Annotated in this window: 22 protein-coding genes; 21 read left to right on the forward strand and 1 reads right to left on the reverse strand. The window is 70.0% G+C overall.

Translation table 11 applies throughout. The features are described 5' to 3' along the window. Nucleotides 1-65: 65 nt before the first annotated feature. The 4 genes from ACFW6B_RS35100 (at nt 66) to prcA (ending at nt 2,537) form a co-directional block, all read left to right on the forward strand. Nucleotides 66-284, forward strand: coding sequence for a ubiquitin-like protein Pup (locus ACFW6B_RS35100; RefSeq protein ID WP_261702927.1), 219 nt, complete (start codon nt 66-68; stop codon nt 282-284). 166 nt (nt 285-450) lie between these two features. Next, nucleotides 451-939: an endonuclease VII domain-containing protein gene (locus ACFW6B_RS35105; protein WP_386602719.1), complete on the forward strand. Its 489-nt coding sequence runs from the start codon at nt 451-453 to the stop codon at nt 937-939. Then, complete coding sequence (gene prcB / locus ACFW6B_RS35110; protein WP_386602721.1) at nt 891-1,736, forward strand: proteasome subunit beta; 846 nt, start codon at nt 891-893, stop codon at nt 1,734-1,736. The genes ACFW6B_RS35105 and prcB overlap by 49 nt, the downstream gene beginning before the upstream one ends. 57 nt (nt 1,737-1,793) lie before the next feature. Further along, a complete protein-coding gene (gene prcA / locus ACFW6B_RS35115) occupies nt 1,794-2,537 on the forward strand; it encodes a proteasome subunit alpha (RefSeq protein ID WP_361679533.1) in 744 nt (247 codons plus the stop codon). Nucleotides 2,538-2,669: 132 nt separating this feature from the next. Here the strand turns inward: prcA and ACFW6B_RS35120 are convergent, their stop codons facing one another. Next, nucleotides 2,670-3,683 (reverse strand): LacI family DNA-binding transcriptional regulator, encoded by a 1,014-nt coding sequence (locus tag ACFW6B_RS35120; protein ID WP_386602723.1) that lies wholly within the window; start codon nt 3,681-3,683, stop codon nt 2,670-2,672. A gap of 107 nt (nt 3,684-3,790) precedes the next feature. On the opposite strand from ACFW6B_RS35120, the gene ACFW6B_RS35125 reads away from it, so the two are divergent. The 17 genes from ACFW6B_RS35125 to ACFW6B_RS35205 form a co-directional block, all read left to right on the forward strand. Next, on the forward strand, nt 3,791-5,050 hold the full coding sequence (locus tag ACFW6B_RS35125) for an MFS transporter (protein ID WP_386602725.1): 1,260 nt from the start codon (nt 3,791-3,793) through the stop codon (nt 5,048-5,050). A gap of 9 nt (nt 5,051-5,059) precedes the next feature. Further along, a complete protein-coding gene (gene pafA / locus ACFW6B_RS35130; RefSeq protein ID WP_386602727.1) occupies nt 5,060-6,421 on the forward strand; it encodes a Pup--protein ligase in 1,362 nt (453 codons plus the stop codon). Between the two features lie 127 nt (nt 6,422-6,548). Beyond that, nucleotides 6,549-7,550, forward strand: coding sequence for an FKBP-type peptidyl-prolyl cis-trans isomerase (locus tag ACFW6B_RS35135; RefSeq protein ID WP_386602729.1), 1,002 nt, complete (start codon nt 6,549-6,551; stop codon nt 7,548-7,550). Between the two features lie 60 nt (nt 7,551-7,610). After that, entirely contained in the window at nt 7,611-7,982 is a 372-nt protein-coding gene (locus ACFW6B_RS35140; RefSeq protein WP_386602731.1) for an FKBP-type peptidyl-prolyl cis-trans isomerase, read from the forward strand. A gap of 133 nt (nt 7,983-8,115) precedes the next feature. Next, the gene (locus ACFW6B_RS35145; RefSeq protein WP_386602733.1) at nt 8,116-9,069 is read left to right on the forward strand and encodes a helix-turn-helix transcriptional regulator; all 954 of its coding nucleotides are present in this window, start codon (nt 8,116-8,118) and stop codon (nt 9,067-9,069) included. A gap of 15 nt (nt 9,070-9,084) precedes the next feature. Beyond that, a complete protein-coding gene (locus ACFW6B_RS35150) occupies nt 9,085-10,110 on the forward strand; it encodes a helix-turn-helix transcriptional regulator (protein WP_386602735.1) in 1,026 nt (341 codons plus the stop codon). A 113-nt stretch (nt 10,111-10,223) separates the two neighbouring features. Then, nucleotides 10,224-10,484 carry a hypothetical protein gene (locus ACFW6B_RS35155; RefSeq protein ID WP_386602736.1) on the forward strand — a complete coding sequence of 87 codons (261 nt, stop codon included), beginning with the start codon at nt 10,224-10,226 and terminating at the stop codon, nt 10,482-10,484. Between the two features lie 10 nt (nt 10,485-10,494). Next, the gene (locus ACFW6B_RS35160; RefSeq protein WP_386602738.1) at nt 10,495-10,689 is read left to right on the forward strand and encodes a hypothetical protein; all 195 of its coding nucleotides are present in this window, start codon (nt 10,495-10,497) and stop codon (nt 10,687-10,689) included. Between the two features lie 237 nt (nt 10,690-10,926). After that, nucleotides 10,927-11,211, forward strand: a complete 285-nt coding sequence (gene tatA / locus ACFW6B_RS35165; RefSeq protein WP_386602740.1) for a Sec-independent protein translocase subunit TatA — start codon at nt 10,927-10,929, stop codon at nt 11,209-11,211. A gap of 48 nt (nt 11,212-11,259) precedes the next feature. Further along, on the forward strand, nt 11,260-12,216 hold the full coding sequence (gene tatC / locus ACFW6B_RS35170; RefSeq protein WP_386602741.1) for a twin-arginine translocase subunit TatC: 957 nt from the start codon (nt 11,260-11,262) through the stop codon (nt 12,214-12,216). Between the two features lie 161 nt (nt 12,217-12,377). Further along, nucleotides 12,378-13,268 (forward strand): diacylglycerol kinase, encoded by an 891-nt coding sequence (locus ACFW6B_RS35175; RefSeq protein ID WP_386602743.1) that lies wholly within the window; start codon nt 12,378-12,380, stop codon nt 13,266-13,268. Between the two features lie 40 nt (nt 13,269-13,308). Beyond that, nucleotides 13,309-16,170, forward strand: a complete 2,862-nt coding sequence (locus ACFW6B_RS35180) for a DEAD/DEAH box helicase (RefSeq protein WP_386602745.1) — start codon at nt 13,309-13,311, stop codon at nt 16,168-16,170. A 492-nt stretch (nt 16,171-16,662) separates the two neighbouring features. Further along, nucleotides 16,663-18,240 carry a sensor histidine kinase gene (locus ACFW6B_RS35185; protein ID WP_386602747.1) on the forward strand — a complete coding sequence of 526 codons (1,578 nt, stop codon included), beginning with the start codon at nt 16,663-16,665 and terminating at the stop codon, nt 18,238-18,240. Continuing rightward, the gene (locus ACFW6B_RS35190; protein ID WP_386602749.1) at nt 18,237-18,644 is read left to right on the forward strand and encodes a roadblock/LC7 domain-containing protein; all 408 of its coding nucleotides are present in this window, start codon (nt 18,237-18,239) and stop codon (nt 18,642-18,644) included. The genes ACFW6B_RS35185 and ACFW6B_RS35190 overlap by 4 nt, the downstream gene beginning before the upstream one ends. Next, the gene (locus ACFW6B_RS35195; protein ID WP_386602751.1) at nt 18,641-19,090 is read left to right on the forward strand and encodes a DUF742 domain-containing protein; all 450 of its coding nucleotides are present in this window, start codon (nt 18,641-18,643) and stop codon (nt 19,088-19,090) included. Before ACFW6B_RS35190 ends, ACFW6B_RS35195 begins: the two co-directional genes overlap by 4 nt. Beyond that, nucleotides 19,071-19,691 carry an ATP/GTP-binding protein gene (locus tag ACFW6B_RS35200; protein WP_386602753.1) on the forward strand — a complete coding sequence of 207 codons (621 nt, stop codon included), beginning with the start codon at nt 19,071-19,073 and terminating at the stop codon, nt 19,689-19,691. The genes ACFW6B_RS35195 and ACFW6B_RS35200 overlap by 20 nt, the downstream gene beginning before the upstream one ends. A 76-nt stretch (nt 19,692-19,767) precedes the next feature. Next, a partial coding sequence (locus ACFW6B_RS35205; RefSeq protein WP_386602755.1) for a cytochrome P450 occupies nt 19,768-21,225 on the forward strand: 1,458 nt, incomplete at its 3' end.

The following is a 21,225-nucleotide window of genomic DNA, read 5'->3' on the forward strand; positions in this document are numbered from 1 at the left end:
GGGCCGATGTCGGACCCTGCTTGTAGGGTCTGATCAAGAACGTCGAACCGAGCGGGGTGAGGGTTATGGCGACCAAGGACACCGGCGGCGGACAGCAGAAGGCGACGCGTTCCACCGAGGAGGTCGAGGAACAGTCGCAGGACGCGCAGGCAACCGACGACCTCAAGGAACGCCAGGAAAAGCTGAGCGACGATGTCGACTCGGTTCTTGACGAAATTGACGATGTACTCGAGGAAAACGCCGAGGATTTCGTGCGCTCCTTCGTGCAAAAAGGTGGCGAGTAGAGGGAATTCGCACCCCTAGCCTTCGAATTGAAGGTTGCGGGGGATTGGGGTGACAGGCGATCTGAACGTGAAACATTGCACGGGATGTCGGCGCGACTTGCCTCTTGAGGCGTTCGCGAGCGACAGGAACCGGCGTGATGGCCTGCAGCCGCGATGCCGGGAGTGTGTGGCGGAGTACAGCGCCGCGCACTACCGGCGCCGCCGGGAGGCCATGGGTAAGCCGGTACGGGAGAAGGTGGACGTTCCGGCCGGGCACAAGCTCTGCCGGGCGTGCGGTGAGGTGAAGCCGCACGACGAATGGCATCGGAACGCCACCGCATCGGACGGGCTGTCCACGCGCTGCAAGGCGTGCCGGGCGGTTCAGGGGCGGCAGGACCATCTGAAACGTCAGTACGGCATCACCGAAGCCGAGCGTGACGAGCTGATCGCTTCTCAAGGGGGCGTCTGCTGCATATGTTTGTCAGCCCCGGCGGCGCATGTGGATCACTGCCACAAGACGGGTAGTGTCCGAGGCGTACTGTGCTTCAGCTGCAATGCCGCACTGGGGCAGTTCAAGGATCGGCCCGATGCCATAAGGCGGGCTGCCGCATACGTGGAAGGAAACGCGTGGAAGCCAACACTCGTAGCACCGGGCGTCTACCGGCTGCCTTCCTGACGCCCGGTTCCTCGTCCTTCATGGACTTTCTCTCCGACCACCAGCCGGAGATGTTGCCCGGCAAGCGGCAACTGCCCCCGACGCAGGGCGTGATCGAGGCCCCGCACGGCACGACCATCGTCGCCGTCACGTTCCCCGGCGGGGTCGTCCTCGCCGGTGACCGCCGGGCCACGATGGGGAACGTCATCGCCCAGCGCGACATCGAGAAGGTGTTCCCGGCCGACGAGTACTCGGCGGTGGGCATCGCCGGCACGGCGGGCCTGGCCGTGGAGATGGTGAAGCTGTTCCAGCTGGAGCTGGAGCACTTCGAGAAGGTGGAGGGCGCGCAGCTCTCCCTGGAGGGCAAGGCGAACCGCCTGTCCACGATGATCCGTTCCAACCTCGGCATGGCCATGCAGGGTCTTGCCGTGGTTCCCCTCTTCGCGGGCTACGACGTGGACCGCGGCAAGGGCCGCATCTTCTCCTACGACGTCACGGGCGGCCGTTCCGAGGAGCACGGCTACGCGGCCACGGGTTCCGGCTCGCTCTTCGCGCGCGGTGCCATGAAGAAGCTCTACGCCAAGGACCTGACGGAGGACCAGGCCACCACGCTGGTGATCCAGGCCCTGTACGACGCGGCCGACGACGACTCGGCGACGGGTGGTCCCGATGTCGCGCGCCGTATCTACCCGATCGTCACCGTGATCACCGAGAGCGGTTTCCGCCGGCTCACGGACGAGGAGTCGTCCGAGATCGCCCGTGTGATCCTGGAGAGGCGACTGCAGCAGCCCGACGGCCCGCGTGCCGCGCTGTACTGATCGTCCGTCTCTCTTCCAGGTGATCCAGTGACTTCGACAGAAAGGGACGGATAGCCGGTGTCGACGCCGTTCTATGTCTCACCCCAGCAGGCGATGGCCGACCGGGCGGAGTACGCCCGCAAGGGCATCGCCCGTGGCCGCAGCCTGGTCGTGCTGCAGTACGCCGACGGCATCGTGTTCGTCGGCGAGAACCCGTCCCGTGCGCTGCACAAGTTCAGCGAGATCTACGACCGGATCGGCTTCGCGGCCGCCGGCAAGTACAACGAGTACGAGAACCTGCGGATCGGTGGTGTGCGGTATGCCGATCTGCGTGGCTACACGTACGACCGTGACGACGTGACGGCCCGTGGTCTGGCGAACGTGTACGCGCAGACGCTGGGCACGATCTTCTCGTCGGCGGCGGAGAAGCCGTACGAGGTGGAGCTGGTGGTCGCGGAGGTCGGTGAGACTCCGGACGGTGACCAGATCTACCGGTTGCCGCACGACGGTTCGATCGTGGACGAGCACGGTTCGGTGGCCGTCGGTGGGAACGCCGAGCAGATCAGCAGCTATCTGGACGCCCGGCACCAGGACGGGATGTCGCTGGCCGAGGCGCTGAAGCTGGCCGTCCAGTCGTTGTCCCGGGAGCCGAACGGTGGTGAGCGGGAGATTCCGGCGGAGCGGCTGGAGGTCGCGGTGCTGGACCGGACGAGGCCGCAGCAGCGGAAGTTCAAGCGGATCGTCGGCCGTCAGCTGTCCCGGCTGCTGGAGGCCGGGGGTGCGGAGACCGCGACGGAGGCCGAGGACGCCGACGACGAGTGAGGTTTCGGCAGGACCGGGTGCCCGTGTGCCGGGTGCTCGTATCGGAAGGGGCCGCCCCGGTGGAGACCGGTGCGGCCCCTTCCGTGTGTCCGGGGCGAGGGTGGGTGCCCCTCTAGGCGGGGGGTGGGTGTTCTAGGCGGCTGGAGGGGCTGTGGAGCCGCGTACGACGAGTTGGACGGGGATGTCGTCCTGGGGCGGTGTGCGGCCGTCCAGGACGGCGAGGAGGGCTTTCATGCCTTGTTCGCCGAAGCGTTCGGCGTCCAGGCGGACCGTGGTGAGTTCGGGGTCGAGGGCGCGGGCGAGGGCGAGGTCGTCGAGTCCGGTGATGGAGATGTCGTCGGGGATGCGCAGGCCGAGGCGGCGGGCGGCTTTGTAGGCGCCGGCGGCGAGTTTGTCGTCGTCGCAGACGACGGCGGTGGGGCGGGGGCCGGGGGTGGTCAGGGCGCCGTGGGTGGCGGCGAGGGCGTCTTCGAAGGAGATGGGGGAGCGGGCGACGCGGAGGCTGGTTCCGGGGACTTCGACGAGGCAGGAGGCCAGTTCGCGGGCGCGGACCTCGAAGGTCCAGGAGGGGATGTCGGCGGCGAGGTGCAGGAAGCGGCGGTGGCCGAGTTCCAGGAGGTGGTCGGTGACCTGGCGTACGCCGTCGGCGATGTCGAGGTTGACGGTGGCGGCGCTCTGGCTGCCTGCGGGGTCGCTGTCGAGCATGACGAGGGGGAGCTGGTCGCCGCGGATGGCGGTGAGGGCGTCGGCGGCCATGGAGGAGGCGATGACGCCGTCGAGGGCGGCCTGGGCGGAGCCGAAGGGGTCGCGGGCGGGGCCGATGCCCTCGGGGGAGGGGTAGAGGACGACTCCGAAGCCGTGCTGTCCGGCGACGCGGGCGGCGCCGGTGTAGACGCCGGCGAAGAATTCGGTGGTGAGGGCGGGGACGACGAGGAGGACGGTGCGGGTGCGGCCGAGGCGGAGGTTGCGGGCGGCGAGGTTGGGGCGGTAGCCGAGTTCCTGGGCGGCGTCGCGGACGCGTTCGGCGGTGGCGGGGGAGACGCGGCCGCGCCATTTGTCGCCGAGGACGAGGGAGACGGCTGCCTGGGAGACCCCGGCGGCCTCGGCGACGTCCCGGCTGGTGGGGCGCGTGCTACCTCTTGCCACCGTGGGCCTGCTCCTTCGTGTGGACTCGCGGTCAGCGCACATGGTACGTATTGAGGCGGACGTTATACGTAACACTTGAGGGTCGCACGCTAAGGGAAGGGCACGCCATGGCTGCGGGATACCTGGAGATCCTCAGGGCGAGGCACGCCGCCAGGCTGCTCGTGGGGACGCTGGTGGGGCGGCTGCCGAACGCGACGGCCGCCATCGCCGTCGTGCTGTTCGTGCGGGCCGAGGGCGGCACGTACAGCCTCGCGGGGGCGCTCGCGGCGTTGTACGGGGTGGCCAACGCGGTGGGGCAGCCGCTGCTCGGCCGGCTCGTGGATCTGCACGGCCAGCCCCGGGTGCAGCTGCCCGCGGCGGTCGTCTCGGCGTTCGGCATGGGTGTCTTCGCCCTGGCCGGGACGGAGCCGGTGGGGCTCGCGTGCGCGGCGATGGTGGTGGCGGGGCTCTTCACGCCCCCTCTGGAGGGCGGTCTGCGGGCGCTGTGGCCGTCCGTGCTGCGCGAGGAGGAGCAGGTGCACACCGCGTACGCCATGGACGCGGTGGCGCAGGAGGTGATGTTCACCGTCGGGCCGCTTCTGGTGACGCTGTGCGTCGCGCTCTGGTCCGCGCAGGCCGCGCTGCTGATCCTGGCCGTGGTCGGTGTCCTGGGTGCCCTCTCCGTGGTCCTCTCGCCGCCCTCGCGTGCGTGGCGTTCGGCTCCGCGCGAGGCGCACTGGCTGGGTGCCCTGCGCTCGCCGGGGCTGCTGGCCCTGCTCGGGGCGTTCCTGTTCATCGGGATGGCGCTGGGTTCGATCACGGTCGCGGCGGTGTCGTACGCGGACGCGCACGGCGGGGACGTGGTGTACGGCTGGCTGATGGCGGGCATCGGGCTCGGCGCGCTGCTGGGCGGTGTGGTCTACGGCGCGCGGCGGTGGCGCGGGGCGCCGGAGCGGCGACTGCGGGTGCTGGTCGCTCTTCTGGCGGTGTGTTATGTCCCGCTGGTGCTGGTGCCGGGTCCGGTCGCGATGACGGCTCTGGCGACCCTCGCCGGGGTGTTTCTCGCGCCGAGCATCGCGTGTGCGTTCGTGCTGGTGGACCGGCACGCGCCGGCGGGTACGGTCACCGAGGCGTTCTCCTGGCTCGTGACGACGTTCACCGTGGGTGCGTCGGTGGGAACGGGTGTCGCGGGGCCGGTGGTGGAGTGGGGCGGGGCGGGGCGGGGGTTCGCCGTTCCGGGGGTCGCGGGTGCTGCCGCGCTGGTGGTTCTGCTGGCCACGGGCCGGGTGCTCGCGGGTGCCGGGCGGGGCGGGGTTGTTGCGGCCTCATCGGAAAATGATCCAAACCGAGCCGTCGAACCCCGTTTCAGCTCAGGGGATCGGGCGTAATGTTCAGTCATGGACCGCCGCATTTTCGGGCTGGAGAACGAGTACGGCGTCACGTGTACGTTCAGGGGACAGCGCCGGCTGTCTCCCGACGAGGTGGCGCGGTACCTCTTCCGCCGTGTCGTGTCATGGGGCCGCAGCAGCAATGTCTTTCTGCGGAACGGCGCCCGCCTTTATCTCGACGTGGGATCACATCCGGAATACGCGACACCCGAGTGTGACAACGTGACGGAGCTCGTCACCCACGACAAGGCCGGCGAGCGCATTCTCGAAGGTCTCCTGGTGGATGCCGAACGGCGCCTGCACGAGGAAGGGATCGCGGGCGACGTCTATCTGTTCAAGAACAACACCGACTCGGCCGGAAACTCCTACGGATGCCACGAGAACTATCTGGTGGCCCGGCACGGGGAGTTCTCCCGGCTGGCGGACATCCTCATCCCGTTCCTGGTGACGCGGCAGTTGCTGTGCGGTGCGGGGAAGGTGCTGCAGACCCCGCGCGGTGCGGTGTACTGCGTCAGCCAGCGGGCGGAGCACATCTGGGAGGGTGTCAGTTCCGCGACGACCCGGTCGCGGCCCATCATCAACACGCGTGACGAGCCGCACGCGGACGCCGAGCGTTACCGCCGGTTGCATGTGATCGTCGGCGACTCGAACATGTCCGAGACGACGATGCTCCTCAAGGTCGGTGCCACGGACCTGGTGCTGCGCATGATCGAGGCGGGCACGGTCATGCGTGACCTGACCCTGGAGAACCCCATCCGGGCGATCCGCGAGGTCAGTCATGACATCACGGGCCGGCGGAAGGTGCGGCTGGCCAGTGGCCGTGAGGCCTCCGCGCTGGAGGTGCAGCGCGAGTACTACGAGAAGGCCGTGGACTTCTGCGAGCGCCGCGGTATCCGTACGGGCACGGTCGAGCAGGTGCTGGAGCTGTGGGGCCGTACGCTCGACGCGATCGAGGCCGAGGACCTCGACCGGATCGGCACGGAGATCGACTGGGTCATGAAGTACCAGCTCATCGAGCGGTACCGGGCGAAGCACAACATGACCATGTCGCATCCGCGGGTCGCGCAGATAGACCTCGCCTACCACGACATCCACCGTCGTCGTGGTCTCTACTACCTGCTGGAGCGGAAGGGGCAAGCCGCGCGGATCTGCAACGACTTGAAGATCTTCGAGGGCAAGTCGGTGCCGCCGCAGACCACTCGGGCGCGGTTGCGCGGTGACTTCATCCGGCGTGCGCAGGAGCAGCGGCGGGACTTCACCGTGGACTGGGTGCACCTGAAGCTCAACGACCAGGCGCAGCGCACGGTGCTGTGCAAGGACCCGTTCCGTGCGGTGGACGACCGGGTGGAGAAGCTCATCGCGGGCATGTGAGGCGGGGTTCCGCGGGCGACGCGGAACGCAACGCGGGGCGCCGTACGTTTTCCGTACGGCGCTCTTCTCACGTCGTAGAGTTGCGCGCACGCCATCCACCAAGATCGACCGATACGAGGCTCCTACCGTGCGCCGACGCTCACTCCTTCTCTCCGTACCCGCTGGACTGGTCACGCTCGCCGGATGCGGTGACGACGACGGCAAGTCAGACACGGCGGAGTCCAGCAAGTCACCCTCGCCCTCGGCCCCGGCTTCCGTGCCGCCGCCGAAGATCGTGGACGGTCCGCTGCCGGCGATCACGGCCGGTACGAAGTTCGGTGAGAAGCCGACCGTGGCCAAGGGCAGCGGGGAGCCGTCGAAGGACCTCGCGGTCAGGACGGTGATCGCGGGGAACGGGAAGACGGTCGCGGAGAACGACTACATCCAGGCCAATTACCTGGGGCAGGTCTGGGCCACGGCGAAGGTCTTCGACAACTCCTACGACCGGGGGACGCCGCTGGTCATCCAGCTGGCGCAGGGCGGCATCATCGACGGCTGGCGTTACGGTCTGGTCGGCAAGAAGGCCGGCAGCCGTGTCCAGATGGCGGTTCCGCCGACTTGGGGTTACGGCTCGCAGGGCAATGCGCAGGCGGGTATCAAGGGCACCGACACGCTGGTGTTCGTGGTGGACATCGAGGACACGTTCAACTCGAAGAGCTCCGCCAAGGGGAAGAACGTGCCGCAGAAGGACGCCGCGCTGCCGACGGTGGGCACGAACACGGACGGCCAGGCTCCCAAGATCACGGTGCCGAAGAAGGACGCTCCCTCGAAGCTCGTGGCGAATTACGTGATCGAGGGTGACGGCGACGAGGTCAAGGCGGACAGCAGTGTCCTCGTGCAGTACGAGGGTGTGCTGTGGGACAGCGGCAAGGAGTTCGACTCGACGTACAAGCGGGGGCAGCTGACGTCGTTCTCGCTGCAGCAGGTCGTCAAGGGCTGGGCGCAGGGGCTGACGGGCAAGAAGGTGGGCAGTCGTGTGCTCATCGTGATTCCGCCGGATCTGGGTTACGGCGACAACCCGCCGGCCAACAGCGGTATCAAGAAGGACTCCACGCTCGTCTTCTCGGTGGACATCCTGGCGAAGATGTAAACCCTGCGGGGATGTGAGACTGTCCGTGTTGTCCTTACGTACACAAGCAGGAGCAAAGACGTGAGCATCGAGAAGCCCGAGATCGATTTTCCCGAGGGCGAGCCGCCGGCGGACCTTGAGATCAAGGACATCTGGGAGGGCGACGGTCCCGTGGCCGAGGCCGGCCAGAACGTCACGGTGCACTACGTGGGTGTGTCGTTCAGCACGGGTGAGGAGTTCGACGCGAGCTGGAACCGGGGCAACCCGTTCAAGTTCCCGCTCGGTGGCGGCCGTGTCATCAAGGGCTGGGACCGTGGTGTGCAGGGCATGAAGGTCGGCGGCCGTCGTCAGCTGACCATCCCCGCCCACCTCGCCTACGGCGACCAGAGCCCGACCCCGGCGATCAAGCCCGGTGAGACGCTGATCTTCGTGGTCGACCTGATCGCGGTCTGATCGCGGCGGACCGGATTCGATCCTGATCCGATGATCTGGGGCCCATGCCTGTCCGGGCATGGGCCCTCGGCTTTTGCCGCGACACTTCGGAGCGGTACGGTCATCGGTCGGAAGCACCATAGGAAGGGCACCGATGGCCATTGCCAAGGCCGAGCGGCTGATGAACCTCGCGCTGTGTCTGCTCGGGACGCGGCGGCCGCTCAGCAAGCGGGAACTCCGCGGGTCCATCGAGGCCTACCTGGAAGCCGGGTCGGACGACAGCTTCAACCGGATGTTCGAGCGGGACAAGGACGATCTGCGCGAACTCGGCCTGGTCATCGAGACGGTGGAGAACCTCGACGGCGAGGTCGGCTACCTGGCCCGCCGCGACAGCAACCGCCTGCCTCCGATCACCCTCGACGCCGAGGAGGCCGCCGCCCTCGGCCTGGCCGCCAAGGTCTGGCAGCAGGCCCGCCTCGCCGGTGCCGCGAGCGGCGCGCTGCAGAAGCTGCGTGCCGCGGGCCTGCCCGAGGACGTGGACCCCTACGAGTCCCACGGTGCCCTCGAGCCGCACATCCCCGTCCACGAGGCCGCCTTCGAGCCCCTGATGCTCGCCTGTCGCGACCGGCGCCCGGTCGTCTTCGACTACCGCAAGGCCAACGCCGCGCAGCCCGGGACCCGGCACGTCGAGCCCTGGGCCCTGGAGTGCTGGCGCGGTCACTGGTACCTCGCGGGCTGGGACCGCGACCGCGGTGCCGAGCGGGTCTTCCGGCTCTCACGGATCACCGGCAAGGTCCGGGCCCGTGCGGGCCGGTACACCGCCGAGGTCCCCGATGTCGTCACCGTGCGTGAGACGGTGGCCGGCTGGGCGGGGGAGACCGCCGACCGCTCCGCGCTGATCCGGCTGCGTTCCGGAGCGGGCTACCCGCTGCGGGCCAAGGCCGTCTCGGTGCGGGAGGCGGGTGACGGCTGGGACGAGCTGGAGATTCCGTACGGTCACGGTCTGGACGCCTGGCTCGTCGAGTTCGGGCCGGACGTCGTGGTCGTGGAGCCCGCCGAACTGCGGGCCGATGTGGTCGACCGGCTGCGCGCCGTGGCCAAGGGCTGAGGGGGAAGCAAGAAAGTGGCAGGAAAACCGGCCAGGCCCGCGAACGCGATCGACCAGACCAGGCGGATGCTCTCCCTGGTGACGTACCTGCGCGAGCGCCCCGGCGCACGCGTCGGTGACGTGGCCCGTGCCTTCGGGATCACCGAGGACGAGCTGATCTCCGATCTCGACGTGCTGCCGCTGTGCGGGACCAGCTTCCGCGGCGGGGATCTGCTCGACATCGACACCGACGGTGACCGGATCTGGTGGCACAACCCCGACGACGTCGCCGAGCCGCTGCGGATCGCTGCCGACGAGGCGACCGCGCTGCTGGTGGCCGCCCGCGCGGTGTCCACCCTGCCCGGCCTGCGCGAGGGCGACCGGCAGGCGCTGCTGCGGGCCACCGCCAAGGTGGAGGCCGCTTCGGGCGAGGCGGCGGGCGCCAGTTCCCGGCTGTCGGTGACCTTCGAGTCCGAGGGCGGCGTCTTCGCCGACGTGGACCGGGCGATCTCCGAGCGGCGGCGGCTGTGGGTCCGTTACTACTCGCCCTCGCGGGACGAGCTGAGCGAACGCGAGATCGACCCGATTCGCCTGGTCAGCGTGGGGCACACCTATGTGGAGGCATGGTGCCGCCGCTCGGAGGCGCGCCGCACCTTCCGGCTCGACCGGGTCGCCGAGATCCGCATTCTGGACGAGCCGTCCGCGCCGCCCGAGATCGAACTGCGGGACCTGTCCGAGGGGCTCGTCCAGCCCGCGGCCGAGGATCCGGAGGTGATCGTCGAGGTGGGTCCCGGCGGGCGCTGGGTCGCCGAGTACTACCCGCACGACAGCGCGGATGAACTGCCGGACGGGGGGCTGCGTATCACCTTGCGGACCCCCGATCCGGCGTCGCTGCGGCGGCTGGCCCTGCGTCTGGGCGGTGACGGCAGGATCGTCTCGCCGCAGGCTCTCGCGGACAGCGCCCGCAGCGCGGCCCGCGAGGCGCTCGCCGCCTACGACGCGCCGGACGGGACCGGGGGGGTCCGGGACGATCCGTACGAGGGGCGGGAGCAGAGGCTTTGAGGACGTCGTCGGTGTCCGGGGCGCAGGGAAGGCCGGGCGGCCCGGTGAAGCGGGCTTCCGCGCGGAGGGCCGGTGTGCCGGGGCGTTCCGGGTCGGCCCCGGGCGCGCCGGAGATGTCGGTGGGGACGGCCTTCGCCGGGATGCGCCGGGTCGTCGAGGTGATGTTCAGGGCCGCCTGCCCCGACTGCCGGGCCGGTTTCGAGCTCACGCCCGGTGCCCTGCGCCTGGCCATCGGCGCCAGCAGCCGCACGACGTTCTACTCGTTCACCTGTCCCGCGTGCGGGTCCGCCGTCCGCAAGCCCGCGGGGGAACGCATCGTCGAACTCCTCACCGGGGGTGGGGTGCGTACGCTGCGGCTGCACTCCACCCTCTAGGGTCGACGTCATGTTCTGGCCGATGTTTGCGATCGCCGCGGGTTTCCTGGGAATTGCGGTTCTTGGGGTCCTCGCCGTCCGTGTCTTCCTGGAAGCGGAACGTCTGGGCCGCCAGGTGGCCGATTCCGCACGCCGTATCAGTACGGCTTCCGAGGATCTGGAGCGGGCGGCGGTCGGAGCGGCGCGCTCCGTGGACGCCGTCTGAGCCGTTCCGGACGCGCACAATGCGTCATGCCAGCCTGTCGACTTCGTGTCCGGGCCAGGTACCCTCAGTGACGCGGCCCGGAGAACGAGGCGCGGACCGCGAACTGGGCGTACGCACAGGGATTGCCCCGCGTTTACCCCTGAGCGTTACGATCGCTGACACCACGATGACCGGACAAGTGTCCGATCGATCTGCCAGCACCCCGACCATGCAGCCTCGGTGAGAAGGTAAAGACTTATGTTCGGAAGGCTCGGAGCTCCCGAGATCATTCTCATCCTCGTCGTCATCATCCTGCTGTTCGGCGCGAAGAAGCTTCCGGACATGGCGCGCTCCCTCGGCAAGTCCGCCCGGATCCTCAAGAGCGAGGCGAAGGCGATGAAGGACGAGGGCAGCAACCCGGCCCCGGCCGGTCCGCCCGCCACCGGCGAGCAGCCCCCCGCGCAGCGCACCATCCAGGCCGCTCCCGGCGACGTGACCAGCTCGCGCCCGGTCAACGAGCCGACGGACACGACCCAGCGCTGACGCAGGGCCGGGAGACATCCGGCCCGCCGCTTGAGATGAGGACGTGGGTTGCTCAAGTCTGCCCGCAAGAACGAAGCGAAGGATCCGGAGGGGCGGATGCCCCTCGCGGAGCACCTTCGTGAGCTCCGCAACCGGCTCGTGAAGAGTGTGCTGGCGATCATCGTCGGGATGATCATCTCCGCCTTCTTCTACAAGGACATCATGGAGTTCCTCACGAACCCCATCCTTGACGCCGTCGGATGCAAGTACAGGTTCGCGGAGCTGGCCCAGAACCCCGACAGCATCCAGTGCGCGCGCATCGTGCAGAACGGTTTGCTCAGTCCGTTCACGCTGGCGCTGACGGTGTCGATGTCGACCGGTGTCGTGCTGGCGTCCCCTGTGTGGCTGTATCAGCTCTGGGCCTTCGTGGCGCCCGGTCTGCACGGAAGCGAGAAGAAGTACGCGCTCGGCTTCGTCGCCGCGGGCTTCCCCCTCTTCGTCACCGGTGCCTACTTCGCTTACTGGACGCTGCCCAAGATGGCGTCGGTGATGCTGGAGTTCTCGATCATCGGCAGTGACAACCAGCTGCCCCTCGACGACCTGTTGCAGCTCATCATGCGGATGATCGTCGTCTTCGGGCTCTCCTTCGAGCTTCCCCTGCTGCTGGTCATGCTGAACTTCGGCGGTGTCCTGTCGGGGCAGCGGATGGCGGGCTGGTGGCGGGGAATGGTGATGGGCATCACCCTCTTCGCGGCGATCGCCACGCCCAGCACCGACCCCGTCTCCATGCTGGCGCTGGCGGGGCCGATCTGGTTCCTGTACTTCGTCGGCACGGGTGTGGCCCTGCTCAACGACCGGCGGCGCGCCCGTCGCGCGGCCCGGGGCCCCGCCGACGACGAGGCCTCCGAGCTCGACCTGACCCCCGAGGACATCGGTGAGGTGCAGCCGGTGACGGGCGGTCGCACGCTGCCGGAGCAGAACACCGGCGAGAGCGACCGGATCAACGGTTACGACGACGTCACCTGAGACGAGGCTCCGGCCCGTGAGGGAGAGCGTGACCGGCAGATGAACCACGAGTGGGGCCCGTCCGAATCCCGGACGGGCCCCGCTCGGCGTTCGGCCGCGGACCGGGGCAACGGTTATGGCGACGTGACCTGACGGAGTCCGCGACCTCATAGGGTCAGCCTGTGACCAGCGAGATCACCCTCTTCGTCAACCCCACCGCGGGCCGCGGCCGGGGCGCCCGGGCGGCGCTTCCGGCCGCTTCCGCTCTGCGTGCCGCGGGATTCACCGTCGACACGGTCCAGGGCGAGGACGCGGTGGACGCCCTCGCGCGGGCACGCGCGGCGGTCGCCGGCGGCACCGGCGCCCTCGTCGCGGTCGGCGGGGACGGCATGGCGAACCTGGCGCTCCAGGCCGTCGCCGGAACCTCCGTACCCTTCGGCCTGGTCGCGGCGGGCACCGGGAACGACTTCGCGCGGGCCCTCGGCCTGCCCGTGGGCGACCCGGCCGCCGCGGGACGCATGATCGCGGAGGCGCTGAGGGGCGGCCGGCTGCGCGAGGTCGACCTGGGCCGGGTGAACGGCACCTGGTTCGGCACCGTCCTCGCCTCAGGGTTCGACTCCCGGGTCAACGACCGCGGGAACCGGATGCGCCTGCCCGTCGGACGCTTCAAGTACGACGTCGCCATGGTCGCCGAACTGGCCGCCTTCCGGCCCGTCCCGTACCGCCTCACGCTGGACGGCGGCGAGACGCTGGAGACCGAGGCGACGCTGGTGGCCGTCGGCAACGGATCGTCGTACGGCGGCGGCATGAGGATCTGCCCCGGGGCGAGCCTCGGCGACGGGCTGTTCGACATCACGGTGGTCGGCGACTGCTCCCGCTCCACCCTCCTCAAGATCTTCCCCCGGGTCTACCGGGGCACCCACGTCGGCCATCCCGCGGTGAGCGTGCACCGGGCGGCCCGGGTCGAGCTCCTGGCCGAGGGCATAACCGGCTACGCGGACGGGGAGCCGCTGGGCCCGCTGCCGCTCACGGCGGAGTGCGTACGGGCCGCGGTGCGCGTCGCACTTCCCTGAGCTGCGGGGATCCGGGGTTTCACAGCCGCTGATACGGATAATGATCGTCCTTGTGTCAGTGCCTCCCGGTAGTCTCGAAAGCACGATGACAGAGGACCTCTCACCGGCCGAGCGGTACGCGGCAGCACGCAGGCGCGCTGCCGAGCAGGCCACCGCGCTCGCCTCCTTCCGCGAGATGTACGACTTCGGCCTCGACCCCTTCCAGATAGAGGCCTGCCAGGCACTCGAAGCGGGCAAGGGTGTGCTGGTGGCCGCGCCCACCGGTTCGGGCAAGACGATCGTCGGCGAGTTCGCCGTCCACCTCGCCCTCCAGCAGGGCAAGAAGTGCTTCTACACCACGCCGATCAAGGCGCTCTCCAACCAGAAGTACGCCGACCTGTGCCGCCGCTACGGCGCGGAGAAGGTCGGCCTCCTCACCGGCGACAACAGCGTCAACTCCGGGGCACCGGTGGTCGTCATGACCACCGAGGTCCTGCGGAACATGCTGTACGCGGGCTCGAACACCCTCCTCGGTCTCGGCTACGTGGTGATGGACGAGGTGCACTACCTCTCCGACCGCTTCCGCGGCGCCGTCTGGGAGGAAGTGATCATCCACCTCCCGGAGTCGGTGACCCTGGTGTCGCTGTCGGCGACCGTGTCGAACGCCGAGGAGTTCGGTGACTGGCTGGACACCGTGCGCGGCGACACCCAGGTGATCGTCTCCGAGCACCGGCCCGTCCCGCTGTTCCAGCACGTGCTGGCCGGACGGCGGATGTACGACCTCTTCGAGGAGGGCGAGGGCCAGCGCAGGGCCGTCAACCCCGACCTCACGCGCATGGCGCGCATGGAGGCGAGCCGTCCGTCGTACCAGGACCGCAGACGCGGCCGTGCGATGCGCGAGGCCGACCGGGAGCGCGAGCGCAGACAGCGCTCGCGGATCTGGACGCCGGGCCGGCCCGAGGTCATCGAGCGGCTCGACGCCGAAGGGCTGCTGCCCGCCATCACGTTCATCTTCAGCCGCGCGGCCTGCGAGGCCGCCGTGCAGCAGTGTCTGTACGCGGGGCTCCGGCTGAACGACGACGCGGCCCGTGCGCGGGTGCGCGAGCTCGTGGAGGAGCGCACCGCCTCCATCCCCGACGAGGACCTGCACGTCCTCGGCTACTTCGAGTGGCTGGAGGGCCTGGAGCGCGGCATCGCCGCCCACCACGCGGGCATGCTGCCCACGTTCAAGGAGGTCGTCGAGGAGCTCTTCGTCCGCGGTCTCGTCAAGGCGGTCTTCGCGACGGAGACCCTCGCGCTGGGCATCAACATGCCCGCCCGCTCGGTCGTGCTGGAGAAGCTCGTCAAGTGGAACGGCGAGCAGCACGCCGACATCACGCCCGGCGAGTACACCCAGCTCACCGGCCGTGCCGGCCGCCGCGGCATCGACGTCGAGGGCCACGCGGTCGTGCTGTGGCAGCGCGGTTTCAGCCCCGAGCACCTCGCGGGGCTCGCGGGCACCCGCACCTATCCGCTGCGCTCCAGCTTCAAGCCGTCGTACAACATGGCGGTGAACCTGGTCGAGCAGTTCGGCCGGCACCGTTCGCGCGAGCTGCTGGAGACGTCGTTCGCGCAGTTCCAGGCCGACAAGTCGGTCGTCGGGATCTCCCGGCAGGTGCAGCGCAACGAGGAGGGTCTCGAGGGCTACAAGGAGTCGATGACCTGCCATCTCGGCGACTTCGACGCCTACATGGGGCTGCGCCGCGAACTGAAGGACCGCGAGACCGAGCTGGCCCGGCAGGGCGTGTCCCAGCGCCGTGCCGAGGCGGCCGTCGCCCTGGAGAAGCTGAAGCCCGGTGACGTGATCCACGTGCCCACCGGCAAGTACGCGGGGCTGGCGCTCGTGCTGGATCCCGGGCTGCCCGCCGGCCGCTCGAACGGCCACCGGGGCTTCGAGCAGCACGACGGTCCGCGCCCGCTGGTGCTGACCGCCGAGCGGCAGGTGAAGAGGCTGGCCTCGATGGACTTCCCGGTGCCGGTCGAGGCGCTCGACCGGATGCGGATCCCCAAGTCGTTCAACCCGCGTTCGCCGCAGTCCCGCCGGGACCTCGCCTCCGCGCTGCGCACGAAGGCCGGGCACATCGTCCCGGACCGGCACCGCAAGAGGCGCTCCGAGGCCGCCGACGACCGTGAGATCGCCCGGCTGCGCACGGCGATCCGCGCGCACCCCTGCCACGGCTGCAACGACCGCGAGGACCACGCCCGCTGGGCCGAGCGCTACCACCGGCTCAAGCGGGACACCTCGCAGCTGGAGCGCCGGATCGAGGGCCGGACGAACACCATCGCCCGTACCTTCGACCGGATCGTCGCCCTGCTCACCGAGCTGGACTACCTGCGCGGCGACGAGGTCACCGAGCACGGCAAGCGGCTCGCCAGGCTGTACGGCGAACTCGACCTGCTGGCCAGTGAATGCCTGCGCGCCGGAGTCTGGGACGGCCTGTCCCCGGCGGAACTGGCCGCCTGTGTCTCGGCGTTGGTGTACGAGTCCCGGATGGCGGACGACGCGATGGCGCCGAAGGTGCCGTCCGGCAGGGCCAAGGCCGCGCTCGGTGAGATGGTGCGCATCTGGGGCCGGCTGGACGCGCTGGAGGAGGACTTCCGGATCAACCAGACGGAGGGCGTGGGCCAGCGCGAGCCGGACCTCGGCTTCGCCTGGGCCGCCCACGAGTGGGCGTCCGGCAAGGGCCTGGACGAGGTGCTGCGCGAGGCCGAGATGCCCGCCGGTGACTTCGTGCGCTGGTGCAAGCAGGTCATCGACGTCCTCGGCCAGATCGCGGCCGCAGCCCCCGTCTCGGGCGGGGAGAAGTCGACGGTCGCGAAGAACGCCCGCAAGGCGGTCGACGCCCTGCTGCGCGGGGTGGTGGCCTACTCGTCGGTCGGCTGACCGGCGCCGGCCCGGCCCCGGCCGGAGAGGAGCGGCCGTCCCGCGTCCGGGTGGGCGCACCGCCGGACCTCGGTGGTGCCGACGACGTCCAGGAGCTCCCACGGCCGGCCGGCCGTGGGAGCTCTGCCGTGTCGGAGCACCGGCGTACAGGCGTGGGGGCGCTCGGTGGAGGGTCGTACGGCCTCGGCTCTCTCCGGCTGCTGCCGACGTGCTGTTCGCACGCCCGAACGTCGTCACGCAGCGTGTGTGAACGGGGGCTCAGCGTGCAAATGAGGCTGAGGGTACTCCAGTCTTATGGGTGGTTTCAGGTGCTTGCGGAATATGACACCGCGATGATCCGGTCGGACTAAGCTCGCCCGCGGCGCACCGAGTTGGGGTTAATTCGTGCGCTTGTTCCCAAAGGATCCGAAGATCCGGTTCGCCCCATCCGATCTGTGCCGTTTCCCCCGTGAAACTCCCCCACCCCCAGCCGACTTGTCTCAGAGGGCATACATGGTGAGTGTTCAATCGCCTCCCGGTGGCAGTGAACTTCCCTACGCGCGTGTGCTGTTGCTGCCGGCCGTACTGATGGCGGTCGTGACCGGCGCCGCCGTCGCCGTCGTGACCGAGCCGGCCCGGGGCGCGGTGGCCCTGTGCGGCGGCTTCGCCACACTGCTGGTCGTCGCGGTCGGCGGCGAGGCCGTCCGCCGCGGCCGCGTCGCCCGTGAACTGCGGGCCGAGTGCGCGCGCCGCACCGCCTCCCTGGAACGGCGCGTCGCGGCGCACGACCAGGAGATCGTGCGCTTCACCCGGGAGGTCCTGCCGTACGCGATCGACCGGCTGCACGACGGGGACTCGCCCGCGGAGGTCGTCCGGACCCTGGGCCGTGACGACCCGGACTTCCGCGGGATCGCCGAGTCCCAGAAGGACCTGCTGAAGAAGCTGCTCAAGGTCATCGACGCCGAGGAGTCGACGCGTGACGCGGCCCAGCGCTCCTTCGTCAACATCGCCCGGCGCGTCCAGGCCATCGTCCACCAGCAGAACAGCGAACTCCGCGAGATGGAAGAGGACCACGGGCGCAACCCCGAGGTCTTCGACGACCTGCTGCGCATCGACCACGGCACCGCGCTGATCGGCCGGCTCGCCGACTCCATCGCCGTGCTCGGCGGCGGTCGTCCCGGACGCCAGTGGCCCGAGCCCGTACCGCTGTTCAGCGTTCTGCGCGGCGCGATGTCCCGCATCCTGGAGTACCGGCGCATCGAGCTGCACAACATCGTCGACATCGCCGTCAAGGGCGTGTCCGTCGAACCGCTCATCCACGCCCTCGCCGAGCTCCTGGACAACGCCACCCGGTACTCCCCGCCCCACACCAAGGTGCACGTCACCGCGATCGAGGTGCAGACCGGCATCGCCGTCGAGATCGAGGACGGCGGCGTCAGCCTCAGCGACGAGGCCCGCGGCAGGATCGAGGAACTGCTCCGGCTGGCCGCGGCGGGCGTCGACCCGAACACCATGGGCCAGGCGCCCCGGCTCGGCATGGCCGTCGTCGGACGGCTCGCGCAGATGTACGGCATGCAGATCTCGCTGCGGCAGTCCGCGTACGGCGGTGTCCGCGCCGTCCTCGTCGCACCGCGCTCCATGCTCACCACCGACTTCGCCCCCGGCCTCGCGCACGGCATCGGGGCCGGCTCCGTGGCCGGCATCGACAACGGCGGTGTCGAGGGTCCCGCGCGCAAGCCGAAGAAGCGCCGCCCGACCACCGGCCCCCGCATCCCCTCGTCGAGCGGCGACCCCCGTGAGGACGACGTCCCGGTCGTCACGGAACGGACGCCGGGCGGCCTTCCGCAGCGCCGCAGCCGCGTGAAGGTCCCGCTCAGCCGGCGCTACGCCGAGGCGCGCGCCGAGCAGGAGGCCGCCGGGGCCGCCGCCTCGCGGGAACCCGGTCCCGGGCCGCGGGAGAAGGAGCCCGAACCCGGTCTGTGGGTCGAGGCGTTCATGAACGGGCTCAAGGGCGACCCCGACCCGACCGCATTCAGCACGGACGACCAGCCGGCCCCTGCCGAGGCCGCCGAGGAGGGGGACCCCAAGTGATCCAGCAGCGAGCCAACTTCGACTGGATGCTCAAGGAACTCGCCGACGGAGTGCCGGGCATCCAGCAGATCGTGGTGCTCTCCGCCGACGGACTGCGCATCGCCCGCTACGGCGGCGACCCGGACGCCGCCGACCGGGTCGCCGCGGCCTGCGCGGGCCTGCAGAGCCTCGCGGGAGCCGTCGCGGGAGAGATCCCCAGGAGCGACGGCCGGATGCGGATGGTCATCATCGAGGTCGACGGCGGCTACTTCTACCTGATGTCGGCGGGGCCCAACGCCTACCTCGCCGTGCTCGCCAACCAGACCGCCGACCCCGGGCTGATGAGCAACCGCATGCGCGACCTCGTCGTACGTATCGGCGCCCACCTCACCAGTCCGCCGCGCCGCAACGGGCAGACCGTATGAGCCCTCCGCAACGCCGACGGCGCGGGCCGGGGGAGCAGCCCCCGAAACCCCCCGCGCCGCCCGCCCCCCGCGCCGGCCCGGAAGGGGCCGAGGGGGAGGAGGGCCGGGGCGGACCGGAGAACCCGGAGCGCCTGTACGTGCTCACGGGCGGCGGCGAGGGCGCCGACCGGGCCGAGGTCGACCTGGTCACGCTGGTCGTGGCGCGCGCCGTCACACCGCCGCCCGCCACCCAGCCGGAGCAGTCGGCGCTGCTGAGGCTGTGCCGGACCCCCTTGTCCGTGGCCGAGATCTCGGCCTATCTCGACCTGCCGTTCAGCGTGGTGACCGTCCTGCTCACCGAACTGCTGGCGGCCGGGCTGGTGCAGGCGCGCGCCCCGGTCGTCCGTCAGGCGCTCCCCGACCGTTCCCTCCTCGAAGCGGTGATGCATGGACTCCAGAAGCTCTGACACCGTCACGGGCCCTCGCGCCGAGGACCACCTCCCGCACACCGCTCAGGCCGCGGTGAAGATCGTGATCGCGGGCGGCTTCGGAGTCGGCAAGACGACCATGGTGGGCTCCGTCAGCGAGATCAGGCCGCTGACGACCGAGGAGACCATGACACAGGCCGGTATCGGCGTCGACGACGACTACGGCTCCGATACCAAGACCGCCACCACCGTGGCCATGGACTTCGGCCGGATCTCCATCACGGACCGACTGGTCCTCTACCTCTTCGGCACCCCGGGCCAGGAGCGTTTCTGGTTCCTGTGGAACGGCCTGTTCGAGGGAGCGCTCGGCGCGGTCGTCCTGATCGACACCCGCCGCCTGGAAGTCAGCTTCGACGTGATCGGACGCCTGGAGGAGCGCGGTGTCCCCTTCGTCGTCGCGGTCAACGACTTCCCCGACTCGCCCCGGTACCCGGTCGAGGACCTGCGGGCCGCGCTCGACCTCGCCGAGGAGATCCCGATCGTGCGGTGCGACGCCCGCCGCAGGGCGTCGAGCCGCGACACCCTGATGACCCTGATGCGGTTCCTGCATTCCCTGGCGATCACGTCGGCGCCCCGCTGAACGACGTACCGTGGATACGACATCCGTACGCCAACTGCCAACCCATAGAACGTACTTGAGCTTCGGAGCGATCATTGTGACGACCGAATCCCATTCCCCGGCCGGTACGGAGGAACCCGCGTTCGGCCCCCCGCCGGGCTGCCCCGCCCACGCCATGGGCCCCGGCACCGGTCCGGGCGGACTGCGCCGCCTGTACGGGCCCGAGGCGGAGGACCTGGGCGCGCTGTACGAGAAGCTGCGGGCCGAACACGGCGCCGTCGCCCCCGTGTTACTGCACAACGACGTACCCGTCTGGGTGGTCCTCGGCCATGCCGAGAACCTGCACATGGTCAGCACCCCCTCGCACTACGCCCGCGACAGCCGGCTGTGGACCGCCGTCCAGGACGGCACGGCGGGAGCCGACCATCCGCTCGCCCCCCACATCGCCTGGCAGCCCATCTGTTCCCACGCCGAGGGCGACGAGCACCTCAGACTGCGCGGCGCCGTCACCGGCGCCATGACGACCATCGACTTCCGCAGCCTGCGGCGCTACATCAACCGCGCCACCCAGCGCCTGGTCAACGCGTTCTGCCCGCTCGGCAGGGCCGATCTGGTCGGACAGTTCGCCGAACACCTGCCGATGTCCGTGCTCTGCGAGATCATCGGCATGCCCGAGGACTACAACGACCGGATGGTGCACGCCACCCGCGACCTCCTCAAGGGCACCGACACCGCCATCGCCAGCAACGAGTACGTCATGGGCGTGCTGACCCAGCACACCCTGCGGCGCCGCGCCGAGCCCGACGACGACTTCACCAGCCACCTCATCAACCACCCGGCCCGGCTCACCGACGACGAGGTGGCCCAGCACCTGCGGCTCGTCCTGCTCGCCGCCTACGAGGCCACCGCCAACCTCATCGCCAACGTGCTGCGCATGCTGCTCACCGACCCGCGCTTCCGCGCCCAGCTCAACGGCGGGCAGATGACCGTGCCCGAGGCGGTCGAGCAGTCCCTGTGGAACGAACCGCCGTTCAGCGCCGTCCTCGGCTACTTCGCCAAGCAGGAGACGGAGCTGGGCGGCCAGCGCATCCGCAAGGGCGACGGACTGCTGTTCGGGATCGCGCCCGGCAACGTCGACCCCCGGATCCGTCCCGACCTGGCCGCGAGCATGCAGGGCAACCGCTCCCACCTCGCCTTCGGCGGCGGCCCCCACGAGTGCCCGGGACAGGACATCGGCCGTGCCATCGCCGACGTCGGCGTCGACGCCCTGCTGCTGCGGCTGCCGGACGTCGAACTCGACTGCGACGAGAGCGACCTGCGCTGGCGGAGCACCATGTCCTCGCGCCACCTCGTCGAACTGCCCGTGCGGTTCGAGCCCAAGCCGGCGCAGGAGGTTACACAGCGGCCGTCCGTGCGCGCCCTGCCCGCCCAGCGGTCCTGGCAGGTGACCACCGAAGGCACCGTACCGGCCGGGCCCGTACCGGCCGGGCCCGTACCGGCCGGGCCCGTACCGGCCGGGCCCGTACCGGCCGGGCCCGTACCGGCCGGGCCCGTA

This window comes from Streptomyces sp. NPDC058751, from assembly GCF_042746485.1.
Lineage (GTDB): Bacteria > Actinomycetota > Actinomycetes > Streptomycetales > Streptomycetaceae > Streptomyces.